The sequence below is a fragment of the Streptomyces sp. NPDC048504 genome (assembly GCF_043200035.1).
GTDB lineage: Bacteria > Actinomycetota > Actinomycetes > Streptomycetales > Streptomycetaceae > Streptomyces.
Genome location: NZ_JBICXA010000017.1, coordinates 258,627 through 278,826 on the forward strand (window position 1 = coordinate 258,627; position 20,200 = coordinate 278,826).

The 20,200-nt window shown below is 68.3% G+C and carries 17 protein-coding genes and 1 pseudogene; 5 read left to right on the plus strand and 13 right to left on the minus strand.

Translation table 11 applies throughout. The annotated features are described in order from the left end of the window. Positions 1 to 3: 3 nt before the first annotated feature. Positions 4 to 489, minus strand: coding sequence for a hypothetical protein (locus tag ACGFY9_RS36370; RefSeq protein ID WP_393761415.1), 486 nt, complete (start codon positions 487 to 489; stop codon positions 4 to 6). Positions 490 to 663: 174 nt separating this feature from the next. After that, on the minus strand, positions 664 to 2,196 hold the full coding sequence (locus tag ACGFY9_RS36375; protein WP_393761417.1) for a PIN domain-containing protein: 1,533 nt from the start codon (positions 2,194 to 2,196) through the stop codon (positions 664 to 666). A 627-nt stretch (positions 2,197 to 2,823) separates the two neighbouring features. Here ACGFY9_RS36375 and ACGFY9_RS36380 point away from each other — a divergent pair. Continuing rightward, complete coding sequence (locus ACGFY9_RS36380; RefSeq protein ID WP_393761419.1) at positions 2,824 to 3,258, plus strand: RNA polymerase sigma factor; 435 nt, start codon at positions 2,824 to 2,826, stop codon at positions 3,256 to 3,258. Beyond that, on the plus strand, positions 3,242 to 3,745 hold the full coding sequence (locus tag ACGFY9_RS36385) for a DUF742 domain-containing protein (RefSeq protein ID WP_393761421.1): 504 nt from the start codon (positions 3,242 to 3,244) through the stop codon (positions 3,743 to 3,745). The genes ACGFY9_RS36380 and ACGFY9_RS36385 overlap by 17 nt, the downstream gene beginning before the upstream one ends. 175 nt (positions 3,746 to 3,920) lie before the next feature. On the opposite strand, the gene ACGFY9_RS36390 is transcribed toward ACGFY9_RS36385, so the two are convergent. From ACGFY9_RS36390 to ACGFY9_RS36415, 6 genes and pseudogenes are all read right to left on the minus strand, one after another. Beyond that, entirely contained in the window at positions 3,921 to 4,823 is a 903-nt protein-coding gene (locus ACGFY9_RS36390) for a replication-relaxation family protein (protein WP_393761423.1), read from the minus strand. 1,075 nt (positions 4,824 to 5,898) lie between these two features. After that, complete coding sequence (locus ACGFY9_RS36395; protein WP_393761425.1) at positions 5,899 to 7,452, minus strand: HEPN domain-containing protein; 1,554 nt, start codon at positions 7,450 to 7,452, stop codon at positions 5,899 to 5,901. Positions 7,453 to 7,486: 34 nt separating this feature from the next. Beyond that, positions 7,487 to 8,443 carry a TniQ family protein gene (locus tag ACGFY9_RS36400; RefSeq protein ID WP_393761427.1) on the minus strand — a complete coding sequence of 319 codons (957 nt, stop codon included), beginning with the start codon at positions 8,441 to 8,443 and terminating at the stop codon, positions 7,487 to 7,489. Further along, positions 8,440 to 8,634 (minus strand): annotated as a pseudogene (locus ACGFY9_RS36405) (ATP/GTP-binding protein); the annotation flags it as partial. The pseudogene ACGFY9_RS36405 and the gene ACGFY9_RS36400, both read right to left, overlap by 4 nt. Before the next feature lie 348 nt (positions 8,635 to 8,982). Next, positions 8,983 to 9,444, minus strand: a complete 462-nt coding sequence (locus ACGFY9_RS36410) for a hypothetical protein (RefSeq protein ID WP_393761429.1) — start codon at positions 9,442 to 9,444, stop codon at positions 8,983 to 8,985. Between the two features lie 12 nt (positions 9,445 to 9,456). After that, positions 9,457 to 10,491 carry a hypothetical protein gene (locus ACGFY9_RS36415; RefSeq protein WP_393761431.1) on the minus strand — a complete coding sequence of 345 codons (1,035 nt, stop codon included), beginning with the start codon at positions 10,489 to 10,491 and terminating at the stop codon, positions 9,457 to 9,459. Positions 10,492 to 10,772: 281 nt separating this feature from the next. Between ACGFY9_RS36415 and ACGFY9_RS36420 the strand changes: the two genes are divergently transcribed. Continuing rightward, positions 10,773 to 14,417: an NACHT domain-containing protein gene (locus ACGFY9_RS36420; protein ID WP_393761433.1), complete on the plus strand. Its 3,645-nt coding sequence runs from the start codon at positions 10,773 to 10,775 to the stop codon at positions 14,415 to 14,417. Here ACGFY9_RS36420 and ACGFY9_RS36425 read toward each other — a convergent pair. The 5 genes from ACGFY9_RS36425 to ACGFY9_RS36445 all read right to left on the minus strand — a co-directional run bounded on the left by ACGFY9_RS36425 (position 14,407) and on the right by ACGFY9_RS36445 (position 17,560). Continuing rightward, entirely contained in the window at positions 14,407 to 14,661 is a 255-nt protein-coding gene (locus ACGFY9_RS36425) for a hypothetical protein (protein WP_393761435.1), read from the minus strand. The two genes, ACGFY9_RS36420 and ACGFY9_RS36425, sit on opposite strands and share 11 nt — an antisense overlap. Continuing rightward, entirely contained in the window at positions 14,658 to 16,001 is a 1,344-nt protein-coding gene (locus ACGFY9_RS36430; protein ID WP_393761437.1) for a 3'-5' exonuclease, read from the minus strand. The genes ACGFY9_RS36425 and ACGFY9_RS36430 overlap by 4 nt, the downstream gene beginning before the upstream one ends. 87 nt (positions 16,002 to 16,088) lie before the next feature. Further along, positions 16,089 to 16,496, minus strand: coding sequence for a UvrD-helicase domain-containing protein (locus ACGFY9_RS36435; protein WP_393761439.1), 408 nt, complete (start codon positions 16,494 to 16,496; stop codon positions 16,089 to 16,091). Between the two features lie 40 nt (positions 16,497 to 16,536). Then, positions 16,537 to 17,109, minus strand: a complete 573-nt coding sequence (locus ACGFY9_RS36440) for a hypothetical protein (protein WP_393761441.1) — start codon at positions 17,107 to 17,109, stop codon at positions 16,537 to 16,539. Positions 17,110 to 17,347: 238 nt separating this feature from the next. Beyond that, positions 17,348 to 17,560, minus strand: coding sequence for a hypothetical protein (locus ACGFY9_RS36445; RefSeq protein ID WP_393761443.1), 213 nt, complete (start codon positions 17,558 to 17,560; stop codon positions 17,348 to 17,350). 98 nt (positions 17,561 to 17,658) lie between these two features. Between ACGFY9_RS36445 and ACGFY9_RS36450 the strand changes: the two genes are divergently transcribed. Both ACGFY9_RS36450 and ACGFY9_RS36455 read left to right on the plus strand, forming a co-directional pair. Then, positions 17,659 to 19,035 (plus strand): helix-turn-helix domain-containing protein, encoded by a 1,377-nt coding sequence (locus ACGFY9_RS36450; RefSeq protein ID WP_393761445.1) that lies wholly within the window; start codon positions 17,659 to 17,661, stop codon positions 19,033 to 19,035. Between the two features lie 101 nt (positions 19,036 to 19,136). Further along, positions 19,137 to 19,997: a nucleotidyltransferase domain-containing protein gene (locus ACGFY9_RS36455; protein ID WP_393761447.1), complete on the plus strand. Its 861-nt coding sequence runs from the start codon at positions 19,137 to 19,139 to the stop codon at positions 19,995 to 19,997. The last annotated feature ends 203 nt before the right edge of the window (positions 19,998 to 20,200 follow it).

The following is a 20,200-nucleotide window of genomic DNA, read 5'->3' on the forward strand; positions in this document are numbered from 1 at the left end:
ACCTCAAGCAGCGAGGGCGTCCCGCAACTCTTTTACGGCGCGTTCGTGGTGGTGTTGGGCGGGGATCGCTTCGTACAGGTCCAGGGCGCGGCGGCGGACCAGGCCGGAACGGAAGTCGCCGGGCAGTCCGGCGAGGGCGGCGACCATAAGGCGGCACGCCTCTTCACTGTTGCCGTCGTGGTGAGCACAGGCGACGCTCACCTCGACGGCCACCGACCCGCCCTCTTGGCCGTCTACGACGCAGCCGACGACACCACCGTCTACCGGGCGGAGCTGTCGGTGCGTGTCGATGAGCCGGTCCTCCAGCACGACCTCCCGCTGCCGGACTCCTGGTGGACCGGCCTCGCCGGGACGATGCAGAGGGTGGCGGTCGTCAGCACCGACCGCGCTGCCGTATGGCAGCAGTACATGGACCGGGCCATCCCCGAGTTCCTCGGCATTCCGGCCCCGGTCGCGCACTGCTGGAGCGCTGACCACGGCGACCTGCACTGTGCGAACCTCACGGCACCTCTGCAGGTCCTGGACTGGGAGGGGTGGAGCCGCGCCCCAGAGGGGTTCGATGCCGCGGCCATGAAATCTGCACAGGCACCGGGCCGGGACTGGGGTCATGACGAGCAGGGGCCCGATCGACGCGAAGAAGAGTCGGCGGTAACGCCCGCCTCCTTATTCACAGCGTTCGCCACCGTCGCCATCCGGTTCGTCCTCGGGCCCGTCTTCAACGTCACCTGGGGATTCCAGCTGCTCTGCATCGGCATCGGACACATTGTCACCAGCAGGCGATTGCGGCCCCGTGGTGGCGATGTCGAGCTTCGGCATGGAGTCGGCGAACTGCCGGGCGATCTTCAGGCCCGGGTTGTCGAACAACGCCTGTAGCGCTGCCTGGTTTTCGGCGAACTGTTGGGCGATCTTCAGGCCCGGGTTGTCGAACAACGCCTGTACCATTTTCTGGTTTTCGGCGAACTGCCGGGCGAGTTTCTGGCCCGGGGTGTCAGCCAGGGCTTGCAGCGCTGCCGTGTCAGCAGCGAGCCTTCGCGCTAGCTGGTTGGTGGCGAGGTCGAGCGTACGCACGGAAGGCGGCAGCTGCTCGGTGACCACGCGTTCCACAGAAGACTGCGCGGCGAGGAGACTCTGCTTCGCGTCTGCGGCAGCGCCAGTGGCTCGCTTCTTGAGGTCCTGCAGAATCCTCATGCATGGTTCGTCGTCAGTGTCCGGTGGCGAGGGCTCTTCTGTTGCGAGAAGTGTCGGTGCCGTGTCGCCCTCGGTTGCGGAGAAGAGAACCTTCATGTGCCACACGCAGGCGATGTAGTGAGCACTGGCCTCCTCTCCGTTGAAGGCGAGACCGTACAGCAGCCAGCTGGCCTTGGCCGTGTACCAGACGTCACCTTCGATCTCATGTCCCTTCACGTCCGTGACGCTGAGGAGATCGACTTCGGGTGAGGCGAGCCACTCACGCCACTCCACCCCGACGCCGGCGGTCCCCAAGCCGGCGAATCCGGCAGGAGAGCTGAGAACCTCTACGGCCGTCTGAGAAACCCGCTCCCGCACAGGTAGTGACCTCAGGAGCTCGCCCGCCGCAGCCTCCGCCTCCGTCCCGGACACTTCTCTGGTGAACCGGGAGACGACCTGGTCGAAGTCCCGCAGGAAGACGAGCCGGTCTTCCATGCCGCGGATGTCGTCGTTCATCGGGTACGGGAAGCCGGTCCCGTCGGTGAAATCCTTGCTGTTGTTCGTGACGAAGTGGACGTGCTGGTCCGGGTTCTGTTCCAGGAATTCCAGGACGGAGAACCAGATCGCCGCATCGCGGCCGCCTTCGGAGTGGTCCTTGCCGCGCTTCGTCGGCGGCAGGGCCATCGCCTCCCGCTGGAACGCCCTGCGGATGGCTCCGTCGCTGGTCTCGATCACCTCGAAGATCTCTCCGTAGACCTCCCGCCAGTGATCCAAATACCGCTCCAGGTCCAGCGACTCCACCGAGCTCTCCAGCTCCCAGGGAAGGATGTCCCGCAACTTCTCCAGGGCGTTCAGGACCGACTGGTGCTTCACCGGGTAGAGGTGCGCCTGATGGGCGGCCATTTCCTCCAGCACCATCCACGGCACGGCGACCCTGTGATGCTTCGACTGCCGCAACTTCCGGATGATGTCGGCACGCGGTCCTTCAGGCGGCAGAAGGTGCACCGCGTTCGTATCAAAGATGATCAACAAGGCCTCCCCGTCTCAAAGAGGAGGCAGTATCTCAATCTTCGTCAGGTTGTGGCCGACGACTGCACCCGGGCCGCGTCCACATCGCCCACCGCGGAGGCGCCCGCCAGACCCAGGCGCTGCTCCTCACCGACGCCGAAGCCGCCGCATGGGGCGTTCCCACGCCATAGGCTCGACCTCGGCCTGTGCTTTCGGGCAGTGACCGGTGTCACTTTCATGCGGGCGGGGTCCGGGGGCTCTAGAGAGGCATGACGGACAACAGTGCGCGGCTTCCAAGGCTGCCTGATTCCACTCCCGGACCTGTGGCCGGATCAGGAGAGAAGGTGCCGGGGCGGCCGGTCGTGCCGGAGGCGGAAGAACGCGGTTCGGGACGGAGTGAGATGGCGGGCCTGGTGCTGCTCGTCAACTCTGTTCTGGGGGGCCTGGGCACCTTCTACGTAACCACTAAGTCGGCTACCGTCACGCTCGGTTCGGCCGTGCTGGTCCTGCTGATCATCATCGTGGTTCTTGTCGTGGGGCTCAGGAGTGGACGTGGAGCCCACCCGGGCCGGAAGGACGATCGGAGTGGATAGTGAGTCCGACGGATACACGGCGTTCTTCCAGTGTCAGTACCCCCGGGTAGTAGCGATGCTGATCGCTTACCGCGGGTTCACCCCGGATATCGCGGAGGACGCGGCTGCCGAGGCCATGACGCGCCTTCTTCTTCACTGGCAGAAGGTGTCCACGCCGCAGGCCTGGGTGCGGACCGTCGCGTTACGTCATGCCTGCCTCCTGAAGTGGAATCAGCAGGCCGTACTGTCCGACCGGGACATCGTCGATCACAGGGCCGTGGACGACCTGGCCGCGGTGGAAATGGCGTTGGTCGCGGGTTCCGCAGTCGCGGCTCTGCCTCCGCGGCAGCGGGAAGTGATGACACTGACGCTCGTCGACATGACGCCGTCGGAGATCGCCGACGTTCTCCGGTGCACCCCGGAACAGGCGCGGGGCAACCTTGCCCACGCACGGCGTGCAGTAAGCAGCGCGATCCACAGGAAGGAGGCCGGCGATGGACCCGATGCGTAGCGCTCTCGATGAGCCTGAGTCGGCTGACATCGACACCACCTACACCCGACTCGTTGACCAGTACTCTGGGCCGGAGACCGTCGCGGCCGTGCTCCTACGCGTAAAAGTAGAGGCTCGCCGACGGGCGACGATCGCGGCACATATGCGCGGGGATGCCATGGGCGGTCTGGATCCTCAGAGCGGATTGGCCCGGGGACGCCCCCGGCTCGCTGTGGAGGCGCTGGTGCGCAGCACAGAGGACCGCTCTCGGATACAAGGACATCTGCCCGAGCAGGTGCGGATCTGGGAGCTGTGCCGAGAGATCAGGTCGGTTGCCGAGATCTCAGCCCTTCTCCGTGTGCCTCTGGGTATCGCGCGCATGCTCATCGCCGACATGGCGGCGGAGGGACTGGTGGCGATTCATCAGCCTGACGGAGCCGAGGCCACCCGCGGCCGACTTGACGCGGGACTGCTGAAGAGAGTGCTCGGCGGTCTCCGCCAGCTCTGACCTATTGCACCCGCAGGTGCATTGCCTGTGCAAATACGTTCGCACCGCATCGACCAGCTGACTGGGGCGAGAAGAGGTGGATTCGCGCGGGTGTGGTGGCCGGCTGCTTTGCTGCGGAGGGGTTGTCGGGCGAAGCGAGTGCAGACCTGTGTCGTCGTCTGTGGAGGCACGTACGTCAGGTCTGCCGATGCCCGGTCTCTGTCCAGCGGACTCGCCGGTCGGGGTCGTGGACGGGGCGCCACACGGGTGCGGAGGGGCTGTGCTGGAGCAGGTCGGTTAGCGGCGCCGCGAGCACGGGGACGTCGTGCAGGAAGCGCGACGGGGTCAGCAGCCCGGCCCCCGCGCGCAGGGCGCTGATCCGGTTCTCGACACCGGCAGGTCCGGTGCCGTCCAGGACGAACAGGACACGCGGGAAGAGCGGATAGCGCCGCCGCCACTCCTCCACCGCCGGTTCCTGGAGGGTCGGCCGGCGCCCCGGGACCACGGGCACATAGCGGTGGAGGCGCTCGTACGCGGTCAGTTTGACGGCGAGGCGTTCGGGGCCCATGGTGGCCCGGTCGACTTCCACGAACGCCCTCAGCATCGCCCCGCCTGCGCCGTCGACGGGGCCGCTCCGGTAGTAGAGGAGCGCGTCGGTGATGACGGCCTCGCCGCTCCCGGTCGGATGGTGGACCTCGGGGATCCAGTCCAGCGGCTCGCACACGTCGCCGCGGCGGCGGGCGTCCTCGAGGAAGGCGAACGCGGTCTCGGTCACGGTCAGCGCGTGGCCCACCTTCAGCCGTACTGCGATCGGATCGGACAAGGTCCTTGAGGGCCGGTGCCTGCGCATCTCGGGCCACTCGCAGGCGAGTTGCACGCCGTACGAGGTCGGGAACCACACCCGGGTCCGTCCGGCCTGCGGCAGGGTGATGCGGTCGATCAGCCCCTCACCGCGCAGCCGGGCCAGCCGCCGCTGGGTCTGCTCGATGCGTACTGCGGGGGCGATCACCCGGTGCATCTGCTCGGTGGTGGCCATCCGGTACTGCGCCAGCACCCCCAGCGCCATCCGGTCCCCGCTGCCCACGTCCACGCCGATCATCACGGATCCGCTCGCTTCCCGTACGGTGCGGCACCGTCCTGTCCGGCGCCGCGCGTACCGGTCACAGCAGCAGCCGGCCCCGACCGAACCCCGACCACGAAGACCCGACCACGGTCACGAAGCGACAACACCGCCGTGGACCAGGCCCACATCCCCGCCGACAATCCGGCCGACAACCGTCCGCACGCTCTGCCGCGTCTGTCCGTGAAACCGCAGGTCACCATCCCTGGTTGGGTCATGGCCGGGAGGCCGACATCCCCTCTACGCCCCCGAGTCCACGCCCCACAGCAGGAAGAAAGAGAAGTGGGTGGGTGGGACAGGCCCCGGGCGGCGGGCGAGGGGATCGGGCGCCGCCGGTGTTCCTCGCGCGCGACGGCGGGGCCGCGCGATGCCGGACGGGAGGGAGACGCCGGACGGCTGGAGAACTCGGTGGTGATCTCGATGCAGTCCTCTCGCGGCTGAGCCCCGCCTAAGGGGTGAGGCGGGAGAGCCCCGCCGGATGGAGGTGCCGCTGTGATCGTCCGACTCGTGGGCGGCCCGCTCGGTGGTCGGGAGCTGTCGACCACCCCGGGCCCGTGGGCCGGGGACTGGCTCACTGCCGGTGATGCCGACTGGGGTCTGTACGTTCCCGTGCTCCGTAGCGTCTCGACGCGGCGGCCAGCATCCGCGAAGGCGAGTTCACCGCGCGCGCCAGCGGCATCCTCGTGCAGTCCATCTGACGGGACACCGCGGTTCCTCAGGGTTGCGAGTAGGCGGGGGCCCCACCATTCTCGTCTATCTGACGTAAACTCTTCCTGGGCGGTCAACCTCGGCCGCTCTGCTCCCGCGTGCCCAAGTGTGATGGAGCAGTGGTTTTGAGGGGTCTGGGTGGCTCTGGTCTGGTGTCTCGTCATTTGGTTGGGATTTGGGGCTAGGAGGGTGGTCCGGTACGGAGATGGTGAGGAGGGCATTGAGGTCTGTTCGATTTGAGTGTTCTGATGGTTGGCCTGCGGTCCTGTAGTTTTGTGGGAATGATCTTGGATATCTCGTTGGTGTAGTGGTGTGCCTTTAGGCAGCTGTGAGTTGCTGTTGCAGATCACCGGATGGTGGCGGCGAGGGCTGGCCAGTTGGCTACGGTCTGGTGCCGCACAGCGGCGAACGTGGGGTCTTGCTCGACAAGAGCTTTCAGCACGTTGCCGCGGGGGAGGCCTGCCTCGACGAGCAGCCGGAGCTGGATGACGGCCTGGGTTACTCGCAGGACCCCTACGAGGGCTTCTGCGTCGTGCTCAAGGCGATGCTTGGTGGGGTAGCCGTGACTTAGCGCGTTTCGGATGACAGATGCCACGAACGCCCAGTCCTTTGCTCCGCTCGGGAAGAACCAGGTACAGAACTCCTCACCCAGCCCTCCGGCCAACTGCAGCAGCCGTGTTTCCAGACGCAGCTGGGTCATCTTGACGGCGGAGTACACGGTGTCCCGCTCCTTCCGGTTCGTCCTCTCCGATTCCTTCAGGATGTCGAGCACCTTGTCGGCGAACGGGTAGTCGGAAGGCTCGCTGTGGGTGGTCCGGTGGAGCGTCTCGGCCGCGTTGACGACCTCCACAACCCCTGTTTGAAGGACTCCCGAGGGGTGGCGTGTTTCCGCAGCAGAGATAGGCACCGAGTTGACCTCTGCAAGCGTCAACCATGCGGGGATGAACGAGCTCAGGTCGGTGTCATCCGCGGTGAACGTCGGCCGTTCACCTGGACGGTCCGACGCAACTTCGGCCTCTCCGTCGATCATTCCGGGATCAACCGTGATCGGGTATCCGAAGCGGGCCTGGTCGGGATAATCAGCGTCGAGTGGCCGGAGCTGCAGATTGAAGCACTCGACTCGCCGGTGACTGATGATGGCCAGCAGGCTGCGCAGAGGCGTGATCACCCCTTCCTGTAGTTGAGTCAGCGTGAGACCGGTCTCGCTGACTACTTCCATGCACACCCGTTCCGCTACAGAGTGGTATCGGTTCCACCTGCTGGTCTCTCGCAGACTGGCCCAGATAGTGATGGTCAAGCCATTGCCGCAGTCCGCAATGGTGGGTTCTGGGGGCTCGTAGCCCTTTACCTCGGACGGGTCGATCCGGCGTGTCCTGAAACCGCTCAGCGGCCACCACGCTGACAGGCCCGTCAATTCGAATGAGGCGGCCTGGAACAAAGCGTCGTCGGGTAGAGCGTCGCCTTCGAGGAAGCTGTAGGCGGTCCAGACCTGTGAGTGCTGATCATCGTCTGTGGCGCGCTCGTCCCGGGGAACGTCATAGCGTCTCCCGGGTTCTTGCTGCTCGGACAGGTACGCCGGGGCGAGAGTGCAGCGTGTGCCCAAATACATGCCGTAGATCGTCATGGGCGAGACAAGCGACAGGGCGCCGTCATGGTCGTGCTCGAAGGGCAGCAGCGTCCCAACAAGGTTGAGCGACCAGGTACGGTCCTCGCGGACCAAGGTCCCTGGTACCCGCCGGCCAGGATGATCGGCAGCCCACCAAACTCCGCTCCGCGACGTGACCACGTTCTCAGCCTCCGTTGGTCCTTGCCCTGCGGCTTCGCCCGTCGGGCCAGCGCAGTTTGTAGCCAGGAACGACGTTCCTGACAAGGTCAGCCTTGGCATTGCAGCACACCGCATGGTGTATGGACAGATCCGGCTTTTCTGGCGCTGGTCAGTGGCGTGTGTGGGTGAGGAAGACCCGGAGGGGATCGTTCGCGTTGCTGGCCAGGCGGGGCAGTCCGAGGCGGTGGGCGATGAGGCTGAGGGCGTGGTCGGTGGTGTGGTGTGGTCGGTTCGGCAGGGTGGCGAGTATGCGGGCGAGGGCGACGGTTTCGGGGTAGGTCACCAGGTCGCGTGCCAGGAGTGCGGGGGAGGCGTTGCCCGTGGTGGTCAGGTGGGGGCTGGCCGTGCAGAGTCTGGTCAGGCGGGTGCGCCAGCGGTGGGTGAGGTGTTGCTGGTGGTCGTACCAGCGGGTGGTGATGGCGCGTGCCGTGGTCCAGGCGGTGGCAGCTCGGGGGCGTCGTAGGAGTCGCTGGTGTGCGTGGTGCGCGGCGACAAGCTCCGGCACGGCCCAGGTGCGGACGGTGGAAGTGAGCCGTGGGTCGGGGGCTCCTTGGTGGTGGCGTGGGCACACCAGCTGGTGCGGCGGTGGGTGGATCCAGGCGGTGTCGGTGGCGTTGTGACTTCGGTGGCGGGTGCACAGCCTGCAGGCACGGACGGGTTGTTGCCCGGCATCGAGTCGTTTCCAGTACGCGGCCGCCTCGGTGTCGTGGGCGGCGTCGCTGAGAGGGAGGTGGGGCAGGGCGCACGTCAGGCGGGGGAGCGGGGTGCGGGCCAGGACGGCGAGGCGCCGGGCCGCGCCCGCAGTGAGGATGAGTTCGGCGCTCGGTGGCGTGCCGTGGCGGTGGAGGGTGATGCCGGCGCCGTCGAGGAGCTGGGGCAGCGTCAGCTGGTAGGTGTCGGCGAGGCGTTGCATGTATGAGGCGGTCGCTTCGCGGGGCAGGGGCCGTACGCGGAACACGCCCGGCGCGGCGAAGGGGATCCGATGCCATGCCCCTGTGGTGACGACGCTGCGCTGCGCGGTGCCGGCCCCTGCCGCAGCACGGGCCGCGACGTCTGTCGGGCTCACGGGGTGTTGGTGCTCCGGGCCCGGGGGCGGTGGTGCTGTTCGGCGAGGTGGTCGAGGCGGATCGCGTCGAGCGAGGTTTTGGTGATGCGTTCGGTGCCGTCGATGAGGGCGGTGATGGCGGCCTGGCGGATGAGGCGGGCGAAGCTGCCGATGCGGCCGGCGGTGCGCTGGTGCAGGTATGGGGCCAGTTGTTGCGGCTCCCTTGAAAGTGAGCAGCTCTTTGAGACTGACCTGTGCACTGCTCAGTTTAATGAGTGGGACACGCCGGAAGTTACTTGCGGGTAGGTTGATGGGTCGCGCCGGTTGAGGTGATGTGACCTGCGGGTTCTGAGGGTTGCTCACTACGAGCGTTGACTGCTCAGCGTTAGTGGGCGGCCGGTAGTGGCGGCCGAGAGTGGTGGGGCTGGCCGTGGCCGGATAGCTCCTTTCATGGCTGGAAGGCCGTCGGCTGGGTCAGCGGGTCAGGCCAGGTCGAGGGGTGAGGGGGCTGGAGCCGGTGAGCCTGAACTGGCTGGCGCAAGGGCTGCCCCCTGGCTCTATTAGTCCCCGGGAGGCGCCGCGGGACTGTGCGGGCCCCGTCCGGAATACCGGACAGCACCGTTGGCGATCATGATTTCGCGGGCGGACCATGCGCGGTGACAGTCGGCGCACACGGTCTTGATCCACCCGGCTGGTGCGTCACCGCGAGGCCGCGCCCGCCCCGAGCCCGCGCAGAACTCGCAGAGCACGGCAGCCTCCGCCTCGGCGGCCCTGACGAACCGCGAGGCCGCCTCGCGGGCGGCCCGCTCACCGGCATCGATCTGTACCCGCAGGCCCCCGAACTTCTCCTTCACCCCAACAGCCCGGTAGTCGGGCCAACGGGCGACCAGCTGCTCGTGCAAACGGTGCAGTACGGCGTGCCAGCCCGGGCCGACGGCCTTCGCCAGGCGAGGAATCTGTATCACCATCACCGGCGGACCCAGCGCGGGTCCCTCCTCGTGCACGGCCTTCTCATCACCCACTTTCTTCTGTCTTCAGGACACGTCGAGGTCGAACTGCTCCAGCCAGTCGGTGTTGCCTGCTCCGGCGACGGCCACGACGCCGCACGTCAGCCAGATCATCGCCGGCAGCAGATCGTCGCCCAGGTCTTCGGTCACCTCCGCCACGGTCACGTCGCCTGCTCCGGGAACTCCGATCAGCCCTGACATCCGGGAGGCCGTCTCGCCTGCCCGGGCGCCGAGGTACTCATCGACCCAGGCCGTCGCCGCCTTGGCCTCGTCCGGTGACAGGCCCGACTCCCGCGCCCCGGCCAACCATCCCGCCAGCACCCCGAACGACAGGGCTCCCGCCAGCCCGGCGGCCTCGTCCCCGGACTCCTCCGCCAGCCGCTCCAGTCCCACCACGACCCGTAGTGCGATGCGCGGATCGCGCCGCACCAGGATCGTGGCCACCACCTTGCGCAGACTTGCGACCGCCGCCGCCCGGCCGTCGTCGGGGAGAACCTCGTCCGTGACGGCTTCGGCCCCGGCGGCTTCCTGCTCGCCGTGCGCCGTCGACCGGTAGGCGTGCACGGCATCGCTGAAGGCCATCACCTCAGCGGCGGAGAAGGTGTGCCGGTTGTCCTCCGTCACGAGATACCCGCACTCGCGCCAGGCGTGCACGAGCGCGGGATCCACTCCCGAACGGTCCGCCGCCTCCAGCAACTCGTCCATCACCCGGCCGATGGCCTCCTGCGTCAAAGGACGCGGCTCGTCGGCCTCGGGATCGAAGAAGACCGGATCGTGCGGGCCGGGAGGCCGTCCGAACTTCTCTTCGAAAGCGGCCCGTTGCTCCTCCATCGCCTCCCGCATGTGCACATCCAGCTCGGACCCGGCCGCCCAGGACACCTCGACCGATCCGTCCACTCCCCGGCGCCGTTGCACAAACCGCGGATCGCCGTGACGCCGCGCCACCATCCGGGCGTGCTCCTCGGTGAACTCTTCCACCGCCGCTGTGCGCCGCTGCTGCTCCGCGCGAGCACGCGCACGCGTGTTGTCCCGCTGACGTTGCGCCTTCGACTTCTTTCCCAACGGATTGTCCCTCTCCATAGGCCGGACGTATCGACCCTAAGCAGTCGGCAGCGCGCGGATGCCCAATGCGCACAAGATGAAAGACCCGACTCGGCGTTCGCGCCTCCGGCCGTACATCCTCACGCGCCACCAGCCGTGAGGAGCGTCAGCGGCTGGCCCAGGCCACAGCGTGAGGCACCGGGGCTGGTGGATCCGGGGCCTGCACCGCAGCACATGCAGCGTGTCAGTGGTGCGTCCTACAGTGGGCAGCGCTCATCATCAAGATCGGGAGGGGCAGGGCGTTGGCCAGGCAAACAGGGCACGAGGTGGCGGCACCGGAGGGGCGATACCTCTACGAGCGGTTGGGGGAGAAGACATTCCAGCGGCTGTGCAACGCCCTGCTCGCTCATGTTTTCAGTGACACCCGCTGTTACCCGGTCGGGCACTCCGACGGCGGTCGCGACGCCACTCGTGGCGATGGTGGCCGACTGGCCATCTACCAGGTCAAGTGGACAAGTAAGCCCCAGCAGAATCCGGTCGCGTGGCTGAACGCGGCGATCAACGGCGAGGCCGACAACATTCGCCGTCTGGTGGAGGAGGGCGCCGAGGCTTACTACCTGCTGACGTCGGTGGCAGGGACAGCTGTTCCGCAGCGTGGCTCGATGGACACGATGGATGCCCTCCTGGCCAAGTACACCGCCCAGTTCGGCATTCCCATCCATATCTGGTGGCGTGCCGACCTCGACGCCCGCGTGGATGCCGCGCCCACCGAGCTGAAGTGGGCGTACTCGGACATGCTCGCCGGCCAGGACCTGGTGCGCTATCTGATCGATGGGGCCGGACAGGCCGCGCACGACCATGCCCTGCGCACACTGGCGTTGAAGGTCGTCGCCACTCAGTGGGACGAGGACGCCAAGGTCAAGTTCAAGCAGGTCGAGCTGACTTCCCACCGTCTGGGGGATCTGTTCATCGACGTCGAGGCACTGCGCGTGGCGATGCCGACGGCGATCAGCCGGGGCCGCTTCGAGCAGTTGGAGGTCGACGATCTGGGCGGAGCGGCCGACTATCTGCTGACCGCGCGCCAGCCGTTCACCCTCGTGCGGGGCGAGCCCGGGCAGGGAAAGTCGACCCTTGGCCAGTACCTTTGCCAACTGCACCGTGCCGCCTACCTCAGCGATGAAGAACCCACGGTCAACCCCGCCTCGTCCCTGGGCCGGGCCCTGCTCACCGATCCCCGTCTGCCGCTGAGGATCGACCTGCGCGACTACGCCTCGTGGCTGGCCGGGAGCGATCCCTTCAACGAGGAAGACCGTCCTGCCCGCCCCACGCTGCGCAAGCAGGGCTCCTTGGAAGCCTTTCTCGCGCAGCTGCTTACCGCCCGCAGCGGCGGTCTGCCCGCCACCGTCGCCACGGTCAACGACATCCTCGAACGCCTGCCCGTCCTGATCGTCCTCGACGGCCTGGACGAAGTCGCACGCCCCGAAACCCGCCAGCGAGTCGTCGACGAGATCGACAGCTTCACCGCACGGCTGCGCACCGCCTTCCGCCCTCAGGTGATCGTCACGACGCGCCCCAACGTGGCGGGACTGGCCGAACCCAGTCCAGAGCGCTTCGAGACGATCGCCCTGAACCGGCTCAACGAGACGCTGCGCATCACCTACCTGCACAAATGGGCGCGAGCGCGAGCCATCCCGGAAAAGGAGCACCGCGCTCTGGAGCGGATCTTCCGCCACCGCTCCGCGGAACCGCACATCTCCCAGCTCGCCGACAACCCGATGCAGCTGACCATCCTGCTGTATCTGATGCACAAGCGGGGCAACTCGGTGCCCGCCAACCGCACCGACCTCTACACGTCCTACATGGAGACCTTCCTCGACCGGGAGGCGGAGAAGACCGCCGCGGTCGACGAACACCGCACCGACCTCGAAGAGGTCACCGCCTACCTGGGCTGGCACCTGCAGGCCCGCGCGGAAAAGGACGGCGGAAACGGCCAGCTGCCGACCCGTGAACTGCAGCGGGCGATCTTGAACTACCTGTTCAGCGTCGACAAGAACGTCACCCTGGTCGACGACCTCTTCACCGCCGTCACCGACCGCGTGTGGGCCCTGACCAGCAAGGCGCAGGGCACCTTCGAGTTCGATGTGCAGCCGCTGCGGGAGTACTTCGCCGCCCGCTACCTGTACGACTTCGCAGGCGCCGATCAGCGCGGCTTCGACCGGGCGGAAGTCCTGCGCGAACTGGTGCGCAGAGGCTACTGGCTCAACACCAGCCGATTCTTTGCGGGTTTCGCCAAACCCAACGAACTGGCAGGGCTGGTGGAGACTTTGGAAGAAGAGCGGGACGAGGGCACCCGCCCGCGTCAACTGCGTCTGTCCGCCTGGGTCCTGCTGGCCGACGGTGTCTTCAGCGGCCGCTCCCGCACCCAGCGGCGCGCTGCCGAACTGTTTCTCGACGATCTCAGCGTCCGCTTCGTCCACCACGAACTGAACACCAACGACGATCTTCCCCTGCCCACTGCCGACCGCGGGGCCCAGCACCTGGCCGACCAGTTCCTGCAGCAGGTGGCGAGCGATCCCGCCTCGCCGGCGGCTGCCGAACGTCTGCAACTGGCCGTCCTCCTGCTGGACGACGCCCACGTCTTCCACGCCTGGTGGCACCCATGCATGCGGGAGGCCCTGGGAACCGGCCAGGAGGCGGCCTGGCTGACCCTCGGTGCACCGTTCCACTGCGCCGGCCGGCTCACCGGGCTGGACCTCGAACGCCTAGCCCTCGCCGACGACACCACGGCCGCCGCGGCCCTGCACGCAGGCCTGGCCCCCGAGCCCGGCTCTCGCCACGAGCAGCGACTCGTTAAGGCAGTCCTCAACGGCCATGCCAGCGAATCCAGTTGCCCCACACCCACCTACGCCGCTGACCTCCTGCGCATCCTGCGCCCGCAGAACTTCCTTCGCATGGCGGCCAGCGACTCCGCTCCCTCACTGCTGGAAACGGTCGGCCACCGCGACCCCGACCTACTCGGCCAGCAGCGGCAGGCAGCATTGACCCGGCTGAAAGACCGTGATCCGCGATTCGACGCGCTGCAGACCGCCCTCGCCTTCCGTAAGGGCCAAAAACGCACCACCTCACCCTGGGGCAACGCGGCCCGCACGCTCAGTGCCCTGCTGGGACCGTGCTGGCTGGCCGCAGAGATCACCGTGATCGGCGCTGCAGCGACCGCCTTCACCACCGGCGGCGACATCACTGCGGGATCGCAGCCCCTCGGACCCGAGCCCGACTACGGCCGTCTGCTGCAGGAACTGCGCCGCCACCGCACCGCCGCCGCCTGGTGGAGCGAGCAGTTCACCACCCACACCGATCCGCTCTCCCGCGCCACCTGGACACTCGGCCTACTGGCCATCGCCGACGAAACCGTCGTCACCACGCACCTACCCCGCATCGACGAAGCACTCCAGAGCCTTCCCGAGGATGTGCGCCACGCCCTCCTCATGAGCTCAAGCCGACTGGGCGCCACCCTCGCACGCCGCCTGTCCCCGGCCATCCTCCCCGCCGCCACTGCCTTCGCCCCGTGCACCACTCTTGCTGTTGCCCACTACGTTGCCCACCCCGCACAGTCAGCGCGCGACCTGGAGTTGCGTCCCCTGCCCGACGCCGCGCTGGCGGGCATGGCCGCCTACAGCACGGCAGCCTGGCCCGCTCATCTGGCACTCACTGCCCGCACGGCCCACACCCTCAGGCCCGAGACTCTGGCCGCTGTTAAAGCACACGGCCCCCGAGCCGCGGTTACGGCCGTGCCGAGTCGCATCCCTCCCGAGGCCGCTGCCGCCATCCTTGAGTCTCCGTTCGAGTACCCCATGACCTTCGTACTCGAAGCGGACAGGGCGGCACGCAGCGGAGCGGACGCCTACCTGGCCGATGTAGCGGACGAGGCCAAATGGTTCACTTCCTGACACAGCCGCCCGTACAAGCCGCGCCCTCGCCCGGGAAGCGTTCAGACGAGCGCCCGCAGATGTCCCACAGGGCACCGAGCCATAGAGACTCGATGCCCTGCGATGACCAACCGGCTCGGAGACTCGCGCTGCCACCTGCGAGGACCGCGTCCTTGCCGGTACGCCCGAAGAGCTCCAGGAACCAGAGGCTGGAGCGCTTCGCCCGTGCTTCGGGCGGGGCGAGCCAAGCCAGGCGTTCGGTCAAGCCTCCTTCGAGGATGCCGAGCGCTGTGCCTGGCGAAGGTGATCGCGTAGCAGGGCGCGCAGCCGGGGCAGAGGAACGCGAGCTCCCAGAGCGGTATGGAACTCCGGGACGCTCCACGTGAGCAGGGCGCCCTGGCGGGACAGGTAGAGGCCGACTCGGTCGATGGCGTAGGTGTTGTCGTAGTCGAGCAGCAGGTATCCGGCGAGTTGCTGTACTGCGGGGCGGTTGATGGTGTGGGGGCGGGTGGTGGCCTTGCAGTCGATCAGCAGGCCGCCCACGATGAAGTCCGCGTCGGCGCCGCCGAGGTCGCTGCTGCCGGTGAACACCGGTCCGCACACCCGCTGTTCGTCCGGCAGCCGCCGAAACGGCGCAAAGGGCCGGTCGGCGAGTTCCATCTGCTCGGCAATGTCGTCCAGCACATAGACCGGGACTGCCGCGGTCAGCTGATCCAGAGTGATGTGCGCGTCGGCGTGGGCGAGCAGGTTGCGGCGCCGGGAGAAGACGCCGTTGCGGTAGACCGCCTCGCAGAACCCCGCCACGTGACACAGCCGGGTCAGCTCCTGCTCACCCAGCCGGGATGCACCCTTCAGATGGGCGTGGAGGGCGGCGAGCAGCCGGGTGCCGGCCGCATGCAGGGCCGCGCGCACCTCGGGCGGGGGAGAGCCCTCGAGCGGGTAGGTACTGCCGAGCAGTTGAACACCGGCCAGTACCGCGCTTCCCGGGCTGCGGCCGAGGCTGAGCCGCAGGCGGTAGTCGACGGTGTGTCCGAGAGCCGCATAGTCGGGACGCCGCTCGTCCATCGGCTGCACGGCAGGCGGAAGGTCCCGCGACCGGTGCTGGTATGAGCCGACCACCCGCTCCGTGCGCGGCAGATGCCGGGACAAGAAGGTGGACATGGGGGAGCGCGGGTACTGAAGCTGCCCCGTCAAAGGCAGCGCGGCCAGCGGCACACCCTCCGGGGTACTCGTCACCGAGGTGCGCCGGTTCTGCCGGATCCGGGCCTCGGCCCACCGGATCCCAGAGATGTCCAGCACTTCGCGCGCCCGCGTCACCGCCACGTAGATCAGCCGTGCTTCTGCCGGATGCACACCCCGCGCCCGGGGCTCGTCCGCCGGCGGAGTGAAGCCGTCCCCGATCCGCACCCGCCGCCACTCGCGGCCCTTGGCCTTGTGCACCGTGGACACCACCACGCGCGCCCGATCCTCGTCGACCATCCGCTGGACGGCCGCGATGATCTGCTGCGGCCCGTAGGCGTCGACGAGCTCCACGATCGCCTTCAACTCCGCCGCCGCGGAGTCCTGTTCGGCGTACTCCTGCACCTCGCCCCAGGACGAGAACAAGAACAGCTCGTGATGGGAGGTCCGCCGGCCCGCCTGCAGGTCGATCGCCGCCTCAGCGATCTTCAGCAGCGGCTTGCCGCCGCCGCCTCAGCGATCTTCAGCAGCGGCTTGCCGCCCCCCGGCCAGGGCAACCGACACCCCTTCCTCGAGCAAGCGCAGCACCTCGGCGAGGGCGTCCGCGTTGCCCCGGCACAACACCGCATCGGGGACCTCCACCTGCCCCAGCGCGGAGGCCCCGCCGGCGTGCCCGGTCAGCTGCGTCGCCGCCGCCGCCGCCCGCAGCCACCGGTTCGCCACCTCCGCGATCGCCGGACCGAACCGGAACGACTGCGTCAACTCCAGCCGCTGCCCCGGGAATCCGCTCATGATGTCCTTGGCATGCCGCCACTCATAGATCTGCTGCGCCGGATCCCCGACACACACCCGCTGGGCGTCCTGCGTCAGAAAGATCTCCTCCAACACCGGGTTGGTGTCCTGCGCCTCGTCCAGCAGCACGAAGTCCGCTGGAGCCTCGGCCGCGTCAGCGCCCACATCTTCAGATAGTGGTCGTGCTGGAACGGCAGCTTCCCACGGCAGGCGAGCAGATGTCCTCCCACGCCCACCGTGCCCGCTTCAGCAGCACCTCCGCCAGATACTGCGCACCCTGGTCGTCCAGCCCGTTCACCGGCCCCAGGTGCCGGGCCGCCACCTGCTCGTCCGTGCTGTAGCAAAAACGCCGGACCATCTCCATCACGAGCCGCGCCAGCGTCGTCGCCCTCAGCCGCCGCTTGCCCACCGCCAGGTCCCGATCCAGCCCCAGCAACTGCGCCGTGCGCTTGAGCGGCATATGGCGAGAGGCGTCGAGACGGTCCTGGAACTGGCGGCCTACCGCGCGGTGCGCCAGCGAATGCGACGTACGGCATTCCACGTTCGGCCCGAACCGGCCCTTGGCCTCCTGCGCGATCGGCTTGTTGAAGGCCACGTACAGGCCCCGCCGCCGCGTCCCCGAGCCCATCATCACCAACGTCGACGTCTTTCCCGTACCGGCGCCGGCCACCAGGGCCAAGTCCTGGCCCGCGGCGAACGCCTCCCGGGCCGCCTCCTGTTCAGCCGTCGCCCTCAAGGCCACGTTTCACGTCCCATCCACCCGCACTGCGGGTCATTTCAGCCTTCGGCCTAGTTCAGGCCGCGAGCGATCAACATGGCAGCGCCCACTGACACCAGGTCGCTTCGATTGAGACGCGTGCGCGAAATCCCGAAAGGGCGGCCGATTTTGATGCGACGGCCCATCCGTCCCGCCTCCAACGACCCGATGCCGCAGTCGCCGGTTTCACGGTCAATGCGGTGCGCAAGGAGAAAGAGACCGTTCAGCCCGTGGCCGGGAGCGGCGGGGTGAGGGGGAGAGCGTCGGCCGGGCGGATGAAGACAACGGTGCGGCGGGCGCGTGTGATCGCGACCCGGAGCAGCCGTCGCGCCTCATCCGTGCGTCTCGCGTCCCATCGCGCGTCGAGGAGTTTCGAGCTGTAGATGCCCTCGACGGTGACGACGCCGTCGAACTCCTTAAGCTCCGGTGCCCCCATCGACCGGTGCGTTGTCGTAGCCCTCGTGCAAGATGGGGGACTGCCTCCACACCACGGTGCGGCGGCAGTTGGGGACTGTTGCACTCAAGGGGGAGTTCGTGTTCCAGCGTCATCTTCATCGTCATGACGATGTCGATCTGGTGATGTCCGCGCTGGGGAGTGATCCCCAGTGCCTGCCGGTGCTGATCTCACTGGGTGCGGCACTGCGGCGGGACGTGGCTTCGGCGCTGCGGGAGGTCATCGCGACCGGAGCGTGGCAGAGCGACTTCCGTGTCCGCAGCGCTGCGGCCAACTGGCATGAGGAACCCCGCTTCCATGTCTTCCTCGACCAGGGGCTCGAAAAGCGCCGCAACCGCGGCCCCAAATATGAGCACTTGGACGCCGCTCTGCTGACGTTCCCCGAGACCCGTGCCGCTCTCTACCGGGTGAGCGCGGCGGAGTGCCCGCAGCGCTGCCGAACGGAGACCGGCACCTTTGCCGAGGACCGTCATGTGGATGACTACCGTGAGGCGCTGTTCGGCTGGTACGCCGCCATCCAGCACGCGCACGCCTGCGTCGTGAGGGCGGCGCGCTGGTTCGCGGCCGCGCAACCGTCCGACTCCCGCCGGCCTGAGACCTTCACCGACTGGATGAGCGGAACCCGGGGCCGCCACAGCAGCGGTACCGCGGAGGAGACGGAGCCGGCCGCCCAGCGTGCCTTGCAGGAGATCATCCTGATGATGCAGGCCTGGAGCCCGCACACCTTCGAAGCCATCGACGTGGCCTTCCAGAAGGCGGAGGGAGAAGACGCATCCCACGCCTGGGGCGGCAGTTTCGAGCCCGCCGGACGTCCCGAAGCCCAGGCGGCCGCGGAAGCACTCGCGAGCGTCCTGACTCCACAAGAACGCCGGCAGGTCCAGGACGTCATCGACGCCATCGAGGCCGACGACGAGGACCGCGACATGGACCTCGCGAAGGACAGCACGCTGGCCTGCACCAGCGACCGCCACCGCTCCTACGGTGCCGAATCCGGCGGGCGTGAGGACTGCGCCAGGGCCCGAGGCCGTGTGTACGAGGAGGCCTCACAGCCCTGGAGCGAGGGCGTCGACCACGCGGCCGACGCCGCCCGCCTCGCCCGATTCCTGCTCGGACCCCGTACCGACCGGATCCACACCGCCCTTGCCGCGGCCCGGGCAGCCGTGGCCCGGGACACCGCCGAGAGTGCACCGCAGGTCTGGCACGACAACGCCCAAACCCTCCAGGAAGCCCGCGAAGCCGCAGGACTCGACCTCCACGACGCCGCCGGCCACCTGGGCATCAAGCCCCCCACACTCCAGCGCTTCGAACAGGCAACGGGCAAGCTCCCCGGACGCCCGGTCTCCCTCGGCTACCTCCAACTCCTCACCCTGACCTGCACCCAGGCGGGCCGCACCGCTCCCGCCTGCATCCCGCAGGCCATCTCCCAGCCGGTGATCTCCCTGCCGACCACCCTGTAGGACACCACCGCATCTACACCCCTGGCCGGGCGCCCCGCGGCAGACCGGCTGAAAACCACAAGCTCAAAGCCGTCATCCGAACCGACCAGCGGAGGCTTTCCGTGAAACGCGAGCGCGCCACCACGCTCCTCAACGACATGCTCGACCGCCTGGAGGAGGGAGGCTGGCCGCTGGACCTCGTCGACGAGATCCTCGTCTTCGGCTCCTACGCACGCGGCGCACTGAACCCCTCGGACGTCGACATGGTCGTTGAGCACCGCCGTGACGACCGCCTCACCTCCGAGTTCCTTCACTCCCTGTCCTACGGCGGCGACCCCTCCGCCTCGATGAAGCGCGCCCTCAAGGGCAGAAGCCGCGGCCTGCAGATCCACTTCGGTGAACGCAAGAGCCTCGAAGCGGAAGGATTCGAACTGACCTTGCTGTGGATCCGGGGCGAACCCGTCGATGCCGCCCGCACCCGGCTCGCCGCCATCACCCCCGACCCCGAGGCAGGCCGCGCCCCACGCGACCACATGATCGAAGCCTTCGACGGCATCGACCGCTGGGTCCCGCGCCCAGTCCGCATCGATCTCACCGACCTCGTCGACCGCAAGGCCGCCACCATCCGCCAACTCCAGCTCCCCGACGCCGAACCCGCCCATCCCGCAGCCCTCGAAGCCCTCACCCGCTGGAGCGAGACCAGCCCGCTGCGCCGCGCCGCGGCAGCCGTCCTCGCTCACCTCGAAGCCACCTCCCGCCCCCTCGACTCCGTCTACCTCCACGGGGAACCGGTCATCGGCAGCCGCTACAGCAACACCACCTGGCAGACCGGCATCGGATTCGGCTGGAGCCACCACCGCAGCATTTCCCACCACCTGCAGGAGGGCACCGACTGGTTCGAGGTCGTCCGCCCCACCCGGACCCAGCCCCTGCACACCCTCCACATCACCGCCCAGGACCGCTCTGCCCTACCCCGCCTGTGACAGACCGTCCCTGTCTGGGTGAGTCCCCGTCGGGGGGGGGGGGGGGGGGGGGGGGGGGGGGGGGGGCGCGGCGCGCGCGCGGGGGGGGGGGGGGGGGGGGGGCGGGGGGGGGGTGGGGGGGGGGGGGGGGGGGGGGGGGGGGGGGGGGGTCGGGGGGCTCCTCGCGTACGCGACCGGGGCCGCGGGTCGGCAGGCTTCCCGGT

What these genes read in the sequence shown, in the direction of transcription:
- ACGFY9_RS36445 (WP_393761443.1), bottom strand. Translation starts at nt 17,560, where the DNA reads ATGGGGGCACCGGAGCTTAAGGAGTTCGACGGCGTCGTCACCGTCGAG.
- ACGFY9_RS36395 (WP_393761425.1), bottom strand. Translation starts at nt 7,452, where the DNA reads ATGCGGTGTGCTGCAATGCCAAGGCTGACCTTGTCAGGAACGTCGTTC.
- ACGFY9_RS36390 (WP_393761423.1), bottom strand. Translation starts at nt 4,823, where the DNA reads ATGATCGGCGTGGACGTGGGCAGCGGGGACCGGATGGCGCTGGGGGTG.
- ACGFY9_RS36380 (WP_393761419.1), top strand. Translation starts at nt 2,824, where the DNA reads ATGCTGATCGCTTACCGCGGGTTCACCCCGGATATCGCGGAGGACGCG.
- ACGFY9_RS36385 (WP_393761421.1), top strand. Translation starts at nt 3,242, where the DNA reads ATGGACCCGATGCGTAGCGCTCTCGATGAGCCTGAGTCGGCTGACATC.